Annotated in this window: 18 protein-coding genes and 1 pseudogene; 11 read left to right on the top strand and 8 right to left on the bottom strand. The window is 43.1% G+C overall.

What is annotated here, in order from left to right; genetic code table 11:
* The first annotated feature begins 169 nt into the window (after window positions 1-169).
* The 5 genes from U0021_RS05925 (at window position 170) to U0021_RS05905 (ending at window position 5,517) form a co-directional block, all read left to right on the top strand.
* Complete coding sequence (locus U0021_RS05925) at window positions 170-892, top strand: response regulator transcription factor (RefSeq protein WP_049238189.1); 723 nt, start codon at window positions 170-172, stop codon at window positions 890-892.
* A gap of 132 nt (window positions 893-1,024) precedes the next feature.
* Entirely contained in the window at window positions 1,025-2,623 is a 1,599-nt protein-coding gene (locus U0021_RS05920) for a sensor histidine kinase (protein WP_327037428.1), read from the top strand.
* A gap of 150 nt (window positions 2,624-2,773) precedes the next feature.
* Complete coding sequence (gene metN, locus U0021_RS05915; RefSeq protein ID WP_114801174.1) at window positions 2,774-3,820, top strand: methionine ABC transporter ATP-binding protein MetN; 1,047 nt, start codon at window positions 2,774-2,776, stop codon at window positions 3,818-3,820.
* Window positions 3,810-4,499, top strand: a complete 690-nt coding sequence (locus U0021_RS05910; protein WP_114801173.1) for a methionine ABC transporter permease — start codon at window positions 3,810-3,812, stop codon at window positions 4,497-4,499. Before metN ends, U0021_RS05910 begins: the two co-directional genes overlap by 11 nt.
* Window positions 4,500-4,686: 187 nt before the next feature.
* On the top strand, window positions 4,687-5,517 hold the full coding sequence (locus U0021_RS05905) for a MetQ/NlpA family lipoprotein (RefSeq protein ID WP_078255806.1): 831 nt from the start codon (window positions 4,687-4,689) through the stop codon (window positions 5,515-5,517).
* A gap of 61 nt (window positions 5,518-5,578) precedes the next feature.
* On the opposite strand, the gene ccmE is transcribed toward U0021_RS05905, so the two are convergent.
* The 3 genes from ccmE to U0021_RS05890 form a co-directional block, all read right to left on the bottom strand.
* Complete coding sequence (gene ccmE, locus U0021_RS05900) at window positions 5,579-6,100, bottom strand: cytochrome c maturation protein CcmE (RefSeq protein ID WP_114801244.1); 522 nt, start codon at window positions 6,098-6,100, stop codon at window positions 5,579-5,581.
* 67 nt (window positions 6,101-6,167) lie between these two features.
* Window positions 6,168-6,368: a heme exporter protein CcmD gene (gene ccmD, locus U0021_RS05895; protein WP_049238179.1), complete on the bottom strand. Its 201-nt coding sequence runs from the start codon at window positions 6,366-6,368 to the stop codon at window positions 6,168-6,170.
* Entirely contained in the window at window positions 6,368-7,177 is an 810-nt protein-coding gene (locus U0021_RS05890) for a heme ABC transporter permease (RefSeq protein ID WP_114801245.1), read from the bottom strand. The genes ccmD and U0021_RS05890 overlap by 1 nt, the downstream gene beginning before the upstream one ends.
* A gap of 196 nt (window positions 7,178-7,373) precedes the next feature.
* Here U0021_RS05890 and U0021_RS05885 point away from each other — a divergent pair, with 196 nt between their 5' ends.
* Entirely contained in the window at window positions 7,374-7,931 is a 558-nt protein-coding gene (locus tag U0021_RS05885) for a hypothetical protein (protein WP_327037427.1), read from the top strand.
* Window positions 7,928-9,079 carry a glutathionylspermidine synthase family protein gene (locus tag U0021_RS05880; protein ID WP_114801077.1) on the top strand — a complete coding sequence of 384 codons (1,152 nt, stop codon included), beginning with the start codon at window positions 7,928-7,930 and terminating at the stop codon, window positions 9,077-9,079. The genes U0021_RS05885 and U0021_RS05880 overlap by 4 nt, the downstream gene beginning before the upstream one ends.
* A 303-nt stretch (window positions 9,080-9,382) precedes the next feature.
* On the opposite strand, the gene U0021_RS05875 is transcribed toward U0021_RS05880, so the two are convergent.
* From U0021_RS05875 to U0021_RS09975, 3 genes are all read right to left on the bottom strand, one after another.
* Window positions 9,383-9,583 carry a Rossmann-fold NAD(P)-binding domain-containing protein gene (locus U0021_RS05875; protein ID WP_078255810.1) on the bottom strand — a complete coding sequence of 67 codons (201 nt, stop codon included), beginning with the start codon at window positions 9,581-9,583 and terminating at the stop codon, window positions 9,383-9,385.
* 305 nt (window positions 9,584-9,888) lie between these two features.
* Window positions 9,889-10,365 carry a DUF4405 domain-containing protein gene (locus tag U0021_RS05870; protein WP_205276583.1) on the bottom strand — a complete coding sequence of 159 codons (477 nt, stop codon included), beginning with the start codon at window positions 10,363-10,365 and terminating at the stop codon, window positions 9,889-9,891.
* Between the two features lie 172 nt (window positions 10,366-10,537).
* Complete coding sequence (locus U0021_RS09975; protein WP_407666587.1) at window positions 10,538-10,648, bottom strand: hypothetical protein; 111 nt, start codon at window positions 10,646-10,648, stop codon at window positions 10,538-10,540.
* A 77-nt stretch (window positions 10,649-10,725) separates the two neighbouring features.
* Between U0021_RS09975 and U0021_RS05865 the strand changes: the two genes are divergently transcribed.
* The 4 genes from U0021_RS05865 (at window position 10,726) to U0021_RS05850 (ending at window position 13,980) form a co-directional block, all read left to right on the top strand.
* On the top strand, window positions 10,726-11,010 hold the full coding sequence (locus tag U0021_RS05865; RefSeq protein ID WP_005612104.1) for an IS1 family transposase: 285 nt from the start codon (window positions 10,726-10,728) through the stop codon (window positions 11,008-11,010).
* Between the two features lie 83 nt (window positions 11,011-11,093).
* Window positions 11,094-11,279 (top strand): chromosome partitioning protein ParB, encoded by a 186-nt coding sequence (locus tag U0021_RS05860; protein WP_227538741.1) that lies wholly within the window; start codon window positions 11,094-11,096, stop codon window positions 11,277-11,279.
* A gap of 674 nt (window positions 11,280-11,953) precedes the next feature.
* Window positions 11,954-12,409: a DUF411 domain-containing protein gene (locus U0021_RS05855; RefSeq protein WP_114801078.1), complete on the top strand. Its 456-nt coding sequence runs from the start codon at window positions 11,954-11,956 to the stop codon at window positions 12,407-12,409.
* Between the two features lie 14 nt (window positions 12,410-12,423).
* Window positions 12,424-13,980, top strand: a complete 1,557-nt coding sequence (locus U0021_RS05850; RefSeq protein WP_114801079.1) for a multicopper oxidase family protein — start codon at window positions 12,424-12,426, stop codon at window positions 13,978-13,980.
* 320 nt (window positions 13,981-14,300) lie between these two features.
* Here U0021_RS05850 and U0021_RS05845 read toward each other — a convergent pair.
* Together U0021_RS05845 and U0021_RS05840 are read right to left on the bottom strand one after the other, a co-directional pair.
* Window positions 14,301-15,634 (bottom strand): annotated as a pseudogene (locus tag U0021_RS05845) (IS3 family transposase).
* Between the two features lie 53 nt (window positions 15,635-15,687).
* A complete protein-coding gene (locus U0021_RS05840; protein WP_013746103.1) occupies window positions 15,688-15,852 on the bottom strand; it encodes an alcohol dehydrogenase catalytic domain-containing protein in 165 nt (54 codons plus the stop codon).
* Between the last annotated feature and the right edge of the window lie 19 nt (window positions 15,853-15,871).

The raw sequence follows: 15,871 nt of genomic DNA, 5'->3' as shown, positions 1-15,871 counted from the left end.
CCATCTAGCCGGATAAATGTTACACATTTTTGAAATTGTTTGCTAAAATTGAGAAAATTGACCAATGTTTATGCAATTTGGCTACAAATATACACTTGCCAACACCTATAAAACTTGGCAAGATAGCCTTATATATGAATCACTATAATTTAAATTTAAGGGCATTAAAATGAATAAACAGATCCTACTGATTGAAGATGATCCAGATTTAGCGGAGCTTATCAGTGATTATCTTTCTATGAATTATTACGAAGTGCATCATGCTTCCACCGGTCAAGGCGGCTTAGATATTTTGGACGCCAAAGAGCGTGATATCAGCTTGATCGTTTTGGATTTGATGCTCCCAGATATGGACGGCATGCAAGTTTGCCAAAAAGTACGCGGCTCAAAAAATGCCATGATTAATAAAGTGCCTATCGTGATGCTCACCGCCAAGGGAGACACCACTGACCGCGTTTTAGGGCTTGAGATGGGCGCTGATGACTATATCGCCAAGCCATTTGAGCCGCGAGAGCTGTTAGCGCGTATCCGTGCTGTCTTGCGTCGTCATGAGACGCCAAATCAAGCAGACACCAATTCAGGCAGCCTTACTTTTGGTCGCTTGACGGTTTATCCAGACAGTCATGAAGTGACGATTGATGATAAGACTGTGCGTCTGACCACGCATCAGTTTCAGCTGCTGCATTACTTTGCCACTCATGCCGGTAAAGTGCTCAATCGTGAGCAGCTTTGGCAAGCCATGCCAAACGATGACAGCTCAGAAAATATTGATCGCGCCATCGATGTTCACATCTCAAGATTGCGCGCCTTGATTGAGGACAATCCACGTCAGCCCAAGCGCATCATCACAGTGCGAGGCGTTGGCTATCAATTTGCCACCGATCAAGTTTAACGACAGTATTATCCAAAACCATCAGGCGATAGGCTTGATGGTTTTTTCTGCATTTTATTGGGGTGTTTCGCCGCTTAGTAGCTCATATCTGATGTGAGCGTGGGTCATCATTTAATTAACAATTGGAGTCTTATGAGCTCGGTACATCATGGTAAATTTGGTTTTCGCTCCATTTCGGCGCGATTATTTATCAGCGTTTTTTTGGCGCTTTTAACCTTTACCATTGCTTTTGTGCTGCTGTCTCAATTTGCGCATAACAATTCTGATCATGCAAGAAACCGAGCTGTCGCCAGTCAAATCATGAATCAAATTGAGCCGTTTTTGGCGGAGGCGCACACCTTATCAGCTCAAAATAATTTGCTGCAAGCGCGCTTTTCTTTGGTTGTTATCAAAAAAAGTTTTGATATTTTTGATGAAAGCTTGAACGCCAAAATTGGGCTGTATGACCCACAAGGGCGGCTGATGCTACAAACCGAGAATACCGATTTGCCCGAAACGCTTTTGCCTGATCCGCCGTGGATTAGCCAAATTTTTGCGCCGTCGCCCCCACACATTGTGGTGGAGAGCGCGCTTGGGTATTCTTTATGGTATGAAAATCGCATTCCCAGTCCTGAGCGCCCTTTGATGGCGTGGTTTAATCTATTTTCAGGAACGGTTTTGTTATTTACCATCATGTCGGCGGTGCTTTGGTGGATTTCGCACAGCATCACTTGGCGGATCAATCAGCTGAGCCGACAGATGAGCCGCTTGGGTGAAGGTGATTTTAGTGTGCGCGTCAGCGAAGAGGGTAATGATGAGATCGCAGTGCTTGCGCATGGCTTTAACCAATCTGCCCAAAAAATCGAACAGCTGATCAATGCCCACAGCCTTTTGCTTGCACACGCTTCACACGAGTTTCGCACACCCATCACTCGGATTCGCCTACAAATTGAAATGATGGATATGCTCACAAGTCAGCTTGATGAAGCCACCAAAGCCAAATTTGACAAACGGGCTTCTGCGGTGAATCGTGATTTGACAGGGCTTAATGATTTGGTTGAAAGCATTTTGTTGGTATCTCGGCTAGACGCAGGGCACGCTCTGCAAGCCACTGAGCAAGTCGATTTGTATGAGCTGATTCGCTCAGAAGTTCAGCATTATCCTGAAGCGACATTGATCGGCGAGGTAGTGAGCGTGATGGCTCAGCCAAAATTACTTACCCATCTGGTGCGCAACCTGCTTAATAACGCCATGATTCATGGCATACCACCTGTTCAAGTTTATCTGTATCACGCTGCCGATATCCAAGAAGCCAAATTGATCCCCCAGTGCCTACTGGACAGTTTTTGTGACATTGGGGATAGCGATATTCTACACTCAAAGTCAGATGAGGCGCTCGCCCCAGAAAGCAAAACGCCCACTGATTTTTTGAAGCGATTGACGCGCCCCAAGGAAAAAGACAAGCCAAAGTCAGACAAGCCAAATTTTGCAGTGCTTGCCTTTATTGATCAAGGCTTGGGCATCCCTGAAGATAAGCGCGAGGATATTTTTAGCCCTTTTGTGCGCTTGAAACAAGAAAAAAAGGGATCGGGGCTTGGACTGTCATTGGTCTCACAGATTGTTGAAGCACATCAAGGGAAAATCATCACAGATACCTGGCAGGGGCATACGCGCTTTTTGGTAATTTTACCGCTCACCGCCAAATCAAAGCCACTGGCTTACGAAACGAAAAATGAGCCTGCCAATCATTGATCACTCATTGAGGCATTCATGAGTCGTGGTAATGCTAGAGCAGGTGATCATTTTGACATCATTCCAAACTCTGGTGCGTCTATGATATAATATAGGGTTTACTTCATTGACCAAGACAATTTAACGATGTCCACACACTCCCCCTCACCCATGATCGCCCTCTCAGGCGTTAGCAAACGCTTTATTATTGAAAAAGAGGGTAAAACCACGAGTTTTACTGCGGTTCAGCCAACCGATTTGATCGTTCAAAGCGGTGAAATCTACGGTATCATTGGTGCTTCCGGCGCCGGCAAGTCCACCTTAATTCGCTGCGTCAATCTGCTTGAGCGCCCAAGCGAAGGTTCTGTCGTGATCGATGATGTGGATTTGACGGCGTTGTCTGAGCGTGAACTCATCGCTCAGCGCCGAAAAATTGGCATGATTTTTCAGCATTTTAACCTGCTGCACTCACGCACCGCCTTTGAAAATATCGCCTTACCGCTTGAGCTGTCAGGGACGCCCAAGTCGGTGATCGCAAGTAAAGTGGATGATCTGCTTGAGCTTGTTGGCTTAAGCGACAAAAAAGATGTCCACCCTGCCAATCTGTCAGGCGGACAAAAACAGCGTGTCGCAATCGCACGAGCCTTGGCATCTGACCCAAAGGTGTTATTGTGCGATGAAGCCACTTCTGCGCTTGATCCTGCCACTACTCAGTCCATCTTAACTTTGCTCAAAAAAATCAATGAAGAGCTTGGCATCACCATTTTATTGATCACCCATGAGATGGATGTGGTGAAGCGCATTTGTGATAAAGTGGCAGTGATGGATAGGGGCGTGCTGATCGAGCAAGGCACAGTCGCTGAAATTTTTGCCAATCCCCAAACTGAGCTTGCCAAATCTTTCATTCGCTCTACATTTCATATTGGTCTGCCAAGCAGCTATCTTAGCCAACTAAAATCAGAGCCTGCGTTGGGCTTATCCCCAGTGATTCAGTTTGAATTCACAGGAAATTCAGTGGATATGCCGCTATTTTCACTTGCCTCAAAGCAGTTTGATGTGGATTTTAATATTTTGACGTCACAGATGGATTATGCAGGTGATGTCAAATTTGGCTTTACCATTGCTGAGCTGATTGGTGAGGGCACTTCGGTCATGCAAGCTATAGAGTTTTTAACCGCCCATCGGGTCAATATTGAGATTATCGGCTATGTGGAATGAAATCGTCACAAAATTTGTCAGCGAAATGCACCCAAAAATGTGGGAGATGGTCGCCCAATCGACTTGGGAAACCATCTATATGGGTCTTGCTGCGACTGCCATCGCTGTCTTGGTTGGGCTGCCGATGGGCTTTTTGGCGTTTTTGACTGACAAGGGGCGCATTCTTCAAAATCGCAGCGCTTTTGCCATCTTAGATGTCGTCATCAATGTGGGTCGATCCGTGCCATTTATTATTCTGCTGATCATCTTGATGCCGGTGACACGGTTTTTGGTGGGTACAACACTTGGAACCACCGCTGCCATCGTGCCATTGAGCGTGGCGGCGATTCCGTTTTTTGCACGCTTGACCGCCAACGCTTTATTAGAAGTGCCCACAGGGCTGACCGAAGCCGCCAAATCTATGGGCGCAACGCATTGGCAAGTGGTGAGTAAATATTATTTTGCCGAAAGTTTGCCCATTTTGATTAATGCGGTGACTTTGACCTTGGTGTCTTTGATTGGTTATTCTGCAATGGCAGGCGTCGTTGGCGGCGGCGGCTTGGGAAGTCTTGCGATTAACTATGGCGAGCATCGCAACATGGTGTATGTCAAATGGATTTCAACCATCATCATCGTCGCGATTGTGATGATTTTCCAAAAAGCTGGCGATGTCTTGGCTGCCAAAGTCGATCATCGATAACAACCTTGACTCTGATTATTCATGGGTTGAAAATTTTTCATAAGTTTTTATATCAAATATTAAAATTGGTGCTTGCCCTGAGATTGGCTTTTGTGATTTAATATGACAGCTTTCTGACACTCCGATTTGTCAGCGCAGGGCATGCGCCTTTGGCATGTTTATTGACTCTATTTTTAAGGTTTTTTTTATGAATTTTGGTAAAATTTTTGGTATTTGCGCGCTGGCGTCTGGCATCGCATTGGCAGGCTGCAGCAACCAATCAAACGATCAAGCAGCGACCTCTGATGCAGCTGCACAGACCATCAAAGTTGGCGTCATGGCAGGTCCTGAACAAGCCGTGGCTGAAGTTGCCGGTCAAGTCGCTAAAGACAAATACAATCTAACGGTTGAATTGGTTGAGTTTAATGACTATGCCATGCCAAACTCAGCAGTCTCAAAAGGTGAGCTTGACGCTAACGCCATGCAGCACAAGCCTTATCTTGAAAAAGACAGCCAAGAAAAAGGCTTGGATAACTTGGTCATCGTCGGTAACACTTTTGTTTATCCATTGGCAGGTTATTCAACGAAAATCAAGACATTGGATGAGCTACAAGATGGCGCCACCATCGCTGTTCCAAATGATCCATCAAACTTGGCTCGTGCGCTGATTTTGCTAGAAAAGCAAGGCTTGATCAAGCTAAAAGACAACACCAACCTATTCTCAACCACACTTGATATCGTAGAAAATCCAAAGAATCTGGTGATCAAAGAAGTCGATACTTCGGTTGCTGCTCGTGCGATTGACGATGTTGATCTGGCGGTGGTGAACAATAACTATGCCGGTCAAGTCGGCTTAACTGCAACAGAAAATGGTGTTTTTGTTGAAGACAAAGACTCACCTTATGTCAATATCATCGTCGCTCGTGCAGATAATAAAGACTCTGAAGCGATCCAAAACTTCGTCAAAGCCTATCAAACAGACGAAGTGGAAGCTGAAGCCAAAAAGCAATTCAAAGATGGCGTTGTCAAAGGCTGGTAATCCAAACCATAAAAAATCCTCCAATATTTGGAGGATTTTTTATGAGATCAAGAATTTATCTTTAACGCTCACTGACTTGAGCGGTGTTACGCTCGTCAATTTCACTCATTGGCGTTGCAGGTACAAACTGTCCATTATTAACATCCGTTCCGCGTGCGGCATGTTCTGTTTTAAGCGACCTGGCAACTTCAGGCGGCATATAGTTTTCGTCATGCTTTGCCAGTACTTCACTGGCAACAAACACGCCATCTTGTAGCTCACCTGTCGCGACGATACCTGAATTTTCGGCAAATAAATCTGGCAAAACACCCCGATAACTGACCGGTACAACAGCTTTATAGTCGGTGATTTTAAATTGTATGTTCAGCTGATCGCTTGGGTCTCGCTGAACACTGCCTGCAACCACCATGCCGCCTGCTCGGATGCGCTTGGCTTCAGGCGCTTGACCTGCAGCGATCGCCGTTGGGTCAAAATAATAATCCGTCTGATTGCGAATGGCATATAAAATCAAACTGACCGCCACGACAGCACCCAGCAGCACTGCCAGCACCCAGATCAGTTTTTTTTGTCGTACAGAATTCATAGTTCCCCACATCATACCTACATCGCCATACTCACATATGATCGTATGGCGATCAAAATTCGAGCACCTACTGGCGGCGCTGTTTATTGGTTAATCGTCCGCGTGCATGCTGACGACTGAGTTTTTGGATGGTGGCTTTGCGCTCTTTTTTGGTATAAATGATTAACCCCAAAATGGCAATCAAAGTCAGCGCATAGCACAGCCACACGTAATAACCGTGCCCGCCCATCGCGATAAACTCGCTCATTGACTTAAAATATGGCGTCATCACACATCTCCATGACGTTGATTAATCAAACGCGTCACCCAAGCTTTATTGGCTTCACGAGCCAAAATCAGTGAATTGGTGCGATAAATGGCAATCGCCGCCACCATAAAATACATCCCCAAAAGCATGATCAAAAGCGGTACCCACATGGATGCGCTCATTTTTGGTGCATTGGTGACGGTAAATGTTGCGCCTTGGTGTAGCGTATTCCACCACTCAACGGAGTATTTGATGATGGGCAAATTCACCGCACCTACGATGGATAAAATGGCGGCTGCTTTTCCGCGGTTGCTACTATTTTCAAAAGCAGAAAACAGCGCAATCACGCCAGCATACAAAAACGCCAAAATCAGCATGGAAGTCAGGCGCGCATCCCACACCCAATAGGTGCCCCAAGTTGGTTTAGCCCAAATTGAGCCAGTCAATAAGCTTAGCACACAAAAGATAAATCCGATGGGCGCAATGGCTTGGGCGACGATGTTGGCGGTCTTAATTTTCCAAACCAAAAAAATTATCCCAAGCACACTCAAAGCAAAATAAATGCTCATCGCAAGACTTGCTGCGGGCACATGAATAAAGATAATGCGATAGCTGTTACCTTGCAGATAGTCCGGCGGTGCAAAGCCAAGCGCCCACACCAGACCAACGCCAAGCAGCACAGCAGCGATTGCAGCCAAATACTTTACCCAAGGCGAAAAAATATGAAAAAATCGCTCAGTACCAACGGTAGTCAAAAACCCTTGCCACAGACGGTCAAAAAACCCGCCATTTTTGGGAGCTGTGTTTGGGGCTGGGCTGTGTTTTGGCATAAATCACCTAGCTATTTAATGCTTATCAATCATTAAAAAGAATATAAACATCTTATTATATCACATCACCCCCATCACTCATATACAATTTGCTGATAAACTGGGTATTTCAGGGGCTGTTTTACTGATCCTGACTTGTAAAATCAAGCGTTTGTCGTCATAATGAAAGACAGTGTCTTTATTTTTAGGTAGCTTTATGACAAATTCTGTAAAAACTCGCAAATCGTCTCGTCAAATCTCTTTGGTCTTGCTTGGTGGTGCAGGACTCAGCTTAGCGGCATGCTCATCTGAAGCTCCGCAAGCGGCAGCACCTGCCGAGCCGCGCGAGCAGCCTGCACAATATACCAGTGCTGAAGCACAAGCACTTCAAGAACAAGCCGCCGCCTTGCAAGCGCAAGCTGCCGAACTTGAAATGCAGGCGCAAGAAGCACAAATGGCAGTCAGCCAGACCGAAGATGGTGGTGAAGCAGTTGCCACCGATGGCAATGGTACAGGCAGCTTATTGGCAGCGGCAGCGGCAGGTGCGGCGGCAGGCTATGTGGCAAGCCGAGCAGCTGGCAACCGAGCTGCCACTGCTCAAGCCTCACAAACTGCTCAAGCGCCTGCCACCACGCAGCAGCCGGCACAGAGCGCTCAGCAGCAAGCCACCAATGGTAATCGCCAAAGCTTGGCACAAGCCACTCAAGATAACAAAACTGGCACCAGTCGCCAAGGGTTTGGTGCGACGGGCGGCTCGACGGGCGCAGCCTCATGAGACGCATTGCCGTCACACCGCGTCCAGATTGGCAAGACGAGATGGCACGCATTGGCTTTAATTATCACAGCATTGATGGCAATTATTGGCAAGAAGACGCCTGCTATGTGTTTACCGAGGGGCAAATTGACCTCATTGAGGATGCGACCAACGCCTTGCACCAAATGTATGTGCAAGCGGTCGCCCATGTGGTGAAAACTGGCGATTATGCAAGACTTGGCATTGATGATGCCATTGCCAAACAAATCGAGGACAGCTTTCGCACCCAAGCGGTAAGCTTGTATGGACGCTTTGATCTGTGCTTTGATGGTTTCAATCCGCCCAAGCTTTATGAATACAATGCCGATACGCCCACTGCCTTATTTGAGGCAAGCGTCGCACAGTGGTATTGGCTTCAGGCTCAGGGCGGTATCTTGAGCGGTGCTGACCAATTTAATAGTATTCATGAGCGTCTTTTGGTAGAGTTTGGCGCACTCAAATCCACCATCAACCAAGACACGCTTTACTTGGCAGCGGTATCAAACAGCATGGAAGATCTGACCACCACGCAATACCTCCAAGATGTCGCCATTCAAGCGGGATTAAAGACAGAATATATTGACATTGGAAGCATTGGCTATCGCGCTCGCGATGGTCAATTTACCGATTTACAAGATCGTGTTATTCATCATCTGTTTAAGCTGTATCCATGGGAGTGGCTGCTGGCAGAAGACTTTGGCAAGTATATTGCCAGTAGCGGTATTCGCCTGATTGAGCCTGCCTATAAGCTTTTAATGAGCAATAAAGCACTGCTTGCCATTTTGTGGGAGCTGTTTCCAAATCATCCCAATCTGCTGCCAGCCAGTCTAACTGCGGCTGACATGACAGGTAATGTGGTCAAAAAGCCCTTTTATTCTCGTGAAGGCGCCAATATCAGCCTAATCCATGAAGGTCAGACGCTTGCGACCGATGGACAGTATGGTCACGAAGGCTATGTCTATCAAGCATCTTCACCTTTACCAAAATTTAGCAACAATCAAGGGCAGGATGTGTTTGCGGTGATTGGCAGCTGGATCGTCGGGCATAGCGCCGCCGGCATCGGCATCCGAGAGGACAGCACGCTCATCACCAAAGACACCAGCTTATTTGTCCCGCACGCCTTTATCTAACTGAGTGATATCCATAAAAAATCTCAAGCAGAACACGGCTTGAGATTTTTTATTAAAAACATTGATCACGCTAATGAAGCTTAAAAAGGTTGTTTCTATATCACTTAGGAATGTAAATTATAAAATGCTTTAAAATCAATCAATTAAATATTAACTTGTCAAAATTGAAGTGTGAATATGTAAAAATAAAGAATAAAAAGACTAGATTTCAGATTTTATTTTTACACAATGTACTTACTATAAAATACCAAACAGATAATATTTGTCCATAAATTCATTGGGTTGATTATGCCATTTTTACACTTATTGACTAATCACGATTAAATCCACCTCATCAGTCAGTAACTTTTCAAAATTTGACACAATATCAATGTTGGGGAACCATGCTAATGCCCGAGTGGTTGAACGCTCAATAAATTTTATCACGTTAAACCGAAAAAAGGGAACATGGAAAATACGGGTAGAATACCCACTCCCCACAATGGCAACATTAATTTTCTTCATATTTGGCTATCCTTAATTAATAAAATTGTGGCGAGTATAAGATCGTTTCTATCTATCCGCCATTTAGGTTATTTATACAGAATATCTAAATAGATTTAACTTTTGACATCTTTTTTCCTAAATAAAAAATACCAAACCCAAAACCTTGTGCTGTAAGCCAGTGCAATTAAAATCGCAAAAAAGTCAAAATAAAAGACCGCTTGTGGTTCATCATAATTGAAATAGGCAAAATCCACTTTCAGCAATAAATAGGGCAACAACTCTCGTTGCACAAAAACGAAAATACCATAAGCGGCAATAATCAGCTAACAAGCTGGAATAAGCCTGCATGCAAGCCAATGTTCAAGATCTAAACGGTAGCCATTTGCGAATAAATTAGCAATAGGTTTCCAATGTAACCCCAAATGTACACCCACTAAAATTTGCAACCAATGGGTGTTGGTCATATGAATTTTTCGCATTAAATCTGTGGTAGAGTGGAATAGCATTTCCACCAATAGATGTTTAGAAAGCATAATACCACTGATACAAGCGGTTAAAAATAACAAAAAAGTTGCAAAATTGACCGCACTTTGCAAAATGCGATAGCTGTTATAACTGCCTGAAAAGGTCTTTTTGAGCCACCAGATATTCAGTGAAAGATGTGAGATAATCAAAGCAAAAAAGACCAAGCCGAGCCATTCGTGCGTGATTTCTTCGTAAAGATGATAGCCAAAAAGAGAAAGCAATATTGCCGTTAGAACCAAATCTTGAGCGAGTTGGAAGAGATATTTTTTCTTCATAAAATTGAAATTTAAATGGTAGAGACATACGCTGTGTGTCCCTACATTTTTATTTTGTATAACCATTTTCGGTTAAGAATTTAGCTAATCGTTTTTCCACTTGTTGTTCAGCCCTTACCGTTTTATGCAAATACGCCTCAAAACCGTTTTTTACGTTGGCTTGTGGTTGAAGTTACTGAATATCTTTATCCGTTCCACCCAAACGACTGCCTCCGTGACCAACCACCGGCACAATATTTTTCCCACTAAAGTCTACTTGCTCGAGCAAAGAATAAAGCGCCATTGGCATTTTGTACCACCAAATCGGATAGACCAAAATACCGTATCTGCATCGGTTATCATGCCAAGACAAGTGAAATCATGGCATTTGTTTGGGGCAAACGTGATTTGCAAACCGCTTTGGCTTTAAAGCAGCGTTTAAAAGCACTCAAAGTAAGCTATGAACGTATTGCCGGCGATAATTGGGATGCTTTTGTAAATGCGTTTTCTGATACCGGTGACCAATGGGTGGGTAAGCAACATACTAAAGCGATTGAGGGTAATAACTGTCGGATTCGGCACAGATTAAGTAGAGCCGTCAGGCGCAGTTGCTGTTTTTCCAAATCAATGTTTTATCATGTTAAATCTTTTAATATTGGATTTTAGGCAATCAATCATCCCAAACAAATTTAACCCAGCACACTTTTCAGGACACCACCAATGTTTTAAATAAATAAGGAAATATGCAAATGAATAAATTAACAGCAGGTCGCCCAAGCGCAACTAAAAGCAAACTTTCTGTTGCTGATGTCAGCGAGCAAGAGCGTATTAAGCGGATTAGCTTTGATATGACAGAAGCCAATCATCGTGAACTAAAAAAAATATGCGGCGGAACAGGGCGTAACCATTCGGGAAGTGCTGAATGGTTTAATTGATGAGTTATTGGCGAAAAAGAAAAAATAATTGAAAGCAGTGTTGATGGGTAACAACACAGCTTAAAAATTTTACAATATAAAACAATGTTATATGAATAATTTGTAAAAAATCTTCAAAATTATGCAGGATTTGGGTGTTTGCAAATTAAAATAACTTATTTTGCCTTCAATTTTTAACCAGTCAAATTTACCATTTTTGCGCCGTAAAGCCCCGTTCTTCAGGTTGGGGATATAGCTTTTTTGACTTTTTCTCTTGCCCACTCTTCGTATTGGGAAGTTTGATTTTTAACTGGTTTTAAATTCATTTTGCTATGATATTCTGTTTAAGTTTTTTATTATTATACCTAATGAATGTTTAAATTGGGGTGTTCACGCAAAAACACATTGACTGCTTTAAATCCGTATGTGGTACTGTGGTGATGGTTATTTTATTTTTTGATATTTCAAAAGCTTGCGGCTCTCTTGTCCAGACAAGTGATTGGGGATGGAATGTGTGCATTATTACTCCTGAGTAATGAGACTGTATTATAGTAAAGATTTCATACATATTGAAAAACAAGCGGTAGGATTTTGAGAAAAATTTGCAAATTATTTTTTTCAAATCCCTTGACCTTAACCCTAGGTTAAGCTTTAACATGATGTCCATTCAATCTCAATAAAAATAAGGACATCTTATGAAATTACATAAATTCACCCGCTCATTGTTGCTTTTAAGTTTAGGCATAACCGCTTTTGCTCAAGCACAAACACTTTCTATGGAAGTGTGGAAAAGCCCGACTTGTGGCTGTTGTAATGAATGGATCAGCTATATGCAGAAAAACGGTTTTGAGGTTAAAGTCAACGAAACAGGCAATTATGATGCTCATAAGCGCTTTAACATTAAATATGAACATGCTTCTTGCCACACAGCCGTGATTGATGGCTATGTGATTGAAGGACATGTACCTGCTGAGGATATCAAACGTTTACTCGCAGAAAAACCCGATGCAATAGGCTTGTCTGCACCGGGAATGCCAATTGGTTCACCAGGTATGGACGGTGAAGCATACGGCGGACGCAAAGATCCTTATAATGTTGTTTTGATTAAGAAAAACGGTGAAAGTGAAGTGTTTAAATCCTATAACCAATAGGGGGGGGTGAAAGAATGAAACGTCGAGATTTTTTACGTTATGGAATTGGAATTAGCTTAGCTAGTAGCTCGCTTTATAGCCTTTATAGCCTTGCGAATATGATGAACCACGCACAACATGGCAATATGGCGATGATGCATTCAGTACCTACTGGCCTAATGCCAACTGAGGCAATGCCTTCAGGTTTATCGCTTAATGGGATATTGCCAAAACTTGCTAATCAATCGACTCAAGCTGGGCTATTCAAAGCCACTTTAAAAGCAGAGCCAATTAAAATTCGCCTCGCAGACAATAAAGAAACGGAATTTTGGGCTTATAACGGACAACTACCAGGGCCACAAATTGAAGTATTTGAAGGCGATACCGTAGAAATTGAATTTATCAATCACCTACCACAACCCTCAACAGTACATTGGCACGGCTTAGATGTACCAAATGAGGCGGATGGTAACCCGATGGATATGGTTGAACCGCAAGGGAAAAAAGTCTATCGCTTTACGCTACCTCAAGGCAGTGCTGGGACATATTGGTACCACCCTCATCCACATGACCATGTTTCCGAACAAGTCTATAAAGGCTTAGCAGGCACTTTCGTTGTTAAAGCGAAAAATGATCCGCTTGCACACCTTCCTGAACAACATTGGGTGATTTCCGATCTGCGTTTAAATGCCGATGGCACCATTCCAGCAAACACGATGTTAGATTGGATGAACGGTCGTGAGGGTGAATTTGTGTTAATCAACGGTCAATATCAGCCCCAGATTCAAGTGAAAACGAATGAACGAATCCGTCTTTGGAATGCCACTAGCGCTCGTTATTTTCGTTTAAACATTCCAGGGGTGAAATGGATTGTGGTGGGTACCGAAGGTGGTTTACTTGAAAAACCTCGCTCGCCTGTTGATGAACTGCTACTTACACCAGCCGAACGCGTTGAAGTGATTATGGTGGGTGAAACGCAAGGAACAGTCAATTTACAAAGCGGTTATTATGATCGCCGTAAGATGATGGTGCAAGAACAGCCTAAAGATCTCACTTTAGCCACAATTCAGGTGAAATCAGAACCTGTTCAGTTACCTGAAAGCTTAAGGTCCTTCCCTAACTGGGATGAGCCAAAGCAGGTTCGCCAAATTCGCTTTAGTGAAAAAATGATGAACCATACGAATATGCCAATGATGAATCACGGTACACATCACGCTACTACAACACCAACGGACAACCCTATTCCACCAATGATGAATGGTATGTTCTTAATCAACGGTCAAACCTTTGATATGAACCGTATTGATTTTGTTGCCAAATTGAATGAAGTGGAACAGTGGGAAATTTTCAATGAAAGCCATATGGATCATCCGTTCCATTTGCACGGCACTCAATTTGAAGTGATTCAACATACATTAAACGGCAAAACCTTCAAGCCAGAAGGCAGGGCGTTAAAAGATGTAGTCAATTTGCGCCCTTATGAAAAAGTGATTATTCGCTTTAAGCAAGGACACACTGGGTTGAAAATGTACCATTGCCATATTTTGGAACATGAAAATCTCGGTATGATGGGGATGTTTAAAGTGGAATAGTGGTATCTAACCATAAAAAACAGAGGGATTTTCGTGAAAATTTGTAAATTGCGAAAATCCCACTGCTTATCACTGCCTATTCCAACGGTTTAACAATGCAACAAGTGAGAGTATCACAGGCACTTCAACCAATACACCGATAACAGTGGCTACATATGAACTTATTTAATAACCTATCTGGTAATTCACTTTCCGGTTATATAGATAATATTTTATGGTCTTGATGCTTTAATAAAAGTGAGTATTTTCTTCTCTTGGTTTTTTATGATTTATTTTTACAAAATTTAATTATTGATCTGCCCCCAAAAAGTTAGACTACGTTAATTCAAGGACTGAGTTCTGTATTGCACAGGGCTTAGCCCTTTTAGTCTCACTTGAATACGCTCGTGATTGTAATAATGAATATATTTGTGAATAGTTTGTTCGAGTTGCTCAAATGTTTCAAATCGTTTACCAAAATAACATTCCGTCTTCAATCGCCCGAAAAAGCTTTCCATCGCACTGTTATCCAAGCAATTTCCTTTTCTTGACATACTTTACACGATGCCATTTTGTTTCAATATCGCCTGATAACCTGCCATCTGATATTGCCATCCTTGGTCGGAATGTAAAATCGGGCTTGCTCCTTGCGGGAGCTTTGCGACAGATTGTTTCATCATTCGCATTATTTGCTCAAAGTTTGGGCTTCGGGCAAGGTCATAGGCGATAATTTCGCCATTAAATAAGTCCTTAATCGGCGAAAGATAAAGTTTGCCTTCCGCACATTTAAACTCGGTAATATCCGTGACGAGCTTTTCATTTGGAGCGTTTGTGTGAAAATCCTGTCGCAATAAATTCTCGGCAATTTTACCCACTTCGCCTTTGTAAGAACGATATTTTCTCTGCTTACATTTTCCTTTTAAATCAAGCTGTTGCATTATCGCTTGCACACGCTTATGGTTAATTGCACCGAACATTTTTCGCAATGCTAACGTAATACGACGATAGCCATAATTGCCGTCATTTTTGCGATAAATCTCAACAATTTCCTGCCTAATTGCCACATTTTTATCAATTTTAAGCTGTAAATGATAAAAGAATGAACAGCGTTTTAAACCTGTCAAATGGAGTAATATTTCCAAGGAAAAATTTACCCTCAACATTTTCATGATGGCTACTTTTTCCGCATTTTTGCTTGGTTGAGTTCCCGCAACTTTTTTAGGTAAGCATTCTCCGCTTCCAGTTCCAAAATCCGATAACGCAAGCGTTCTTCTTCGGTTTTGGGTGGGGGAGGCATTTTCGGGTATTTCGGTTTCATTGCTGGTCGTCCTTTCGGCTTTGGAAATAAGCCGTTTATACCTTGTTTTTCAAAGGCTTGCAACCACTGGCTAATCACCCCTGAATTAGCAATACCAAAATGCAGACAAGCACTTTCTGCAGAAAATTGCCCCTTTTTGACCGCTTGTATGACGGTTAATTTAAATTCTGGGGAATATTTTTGCTTCTTACCCAGTACGGCTAAACTATTGATTCCATTATAGTTATATTGCGAAATCCAACGACGTAGCGTGGAGGCTTTAAGCTGAAATTGCTGGCGAGTGAGTGAGCAATTTTTCCCGTTTTGGAGAAAAAATGCGATCACTTCTTGTTTGAAAGATTGGTTGTATTTCGTCATAAAAAATCTGCACCTTAATCAGTTGGTTTTTAGTCCAACTTTTGGGGTGCAGATCAGACGCTCACTTTGTCGCCGATTTGAAATTCGCCAGCGTCATCGCCCACCGCCACGACCACGCCTGCCCCTGCATAACCCAAAGTCGCAGGGAACACAGGGTCAATCACATACGCCCCTTCCCGATACATCATCTCGGCACGGTTTAGTCCCAAAGCGTGCATTTGGATTTGCACTTCGCCC

The organism is Moraxella canis (genome assembly GCF_034424565.1).
Lineage (GTDB): Bacteria > Pseudomonadota > Gammaproteobacteria > Pseudomonadales > Moraxellaceae > Moraxella > Moraxella canis.
The sequence above is the reverse complement of the archived record's forward strand: the minus strand, read 5'-3'. Positions and strand labels throughout refer to the sequence as shown.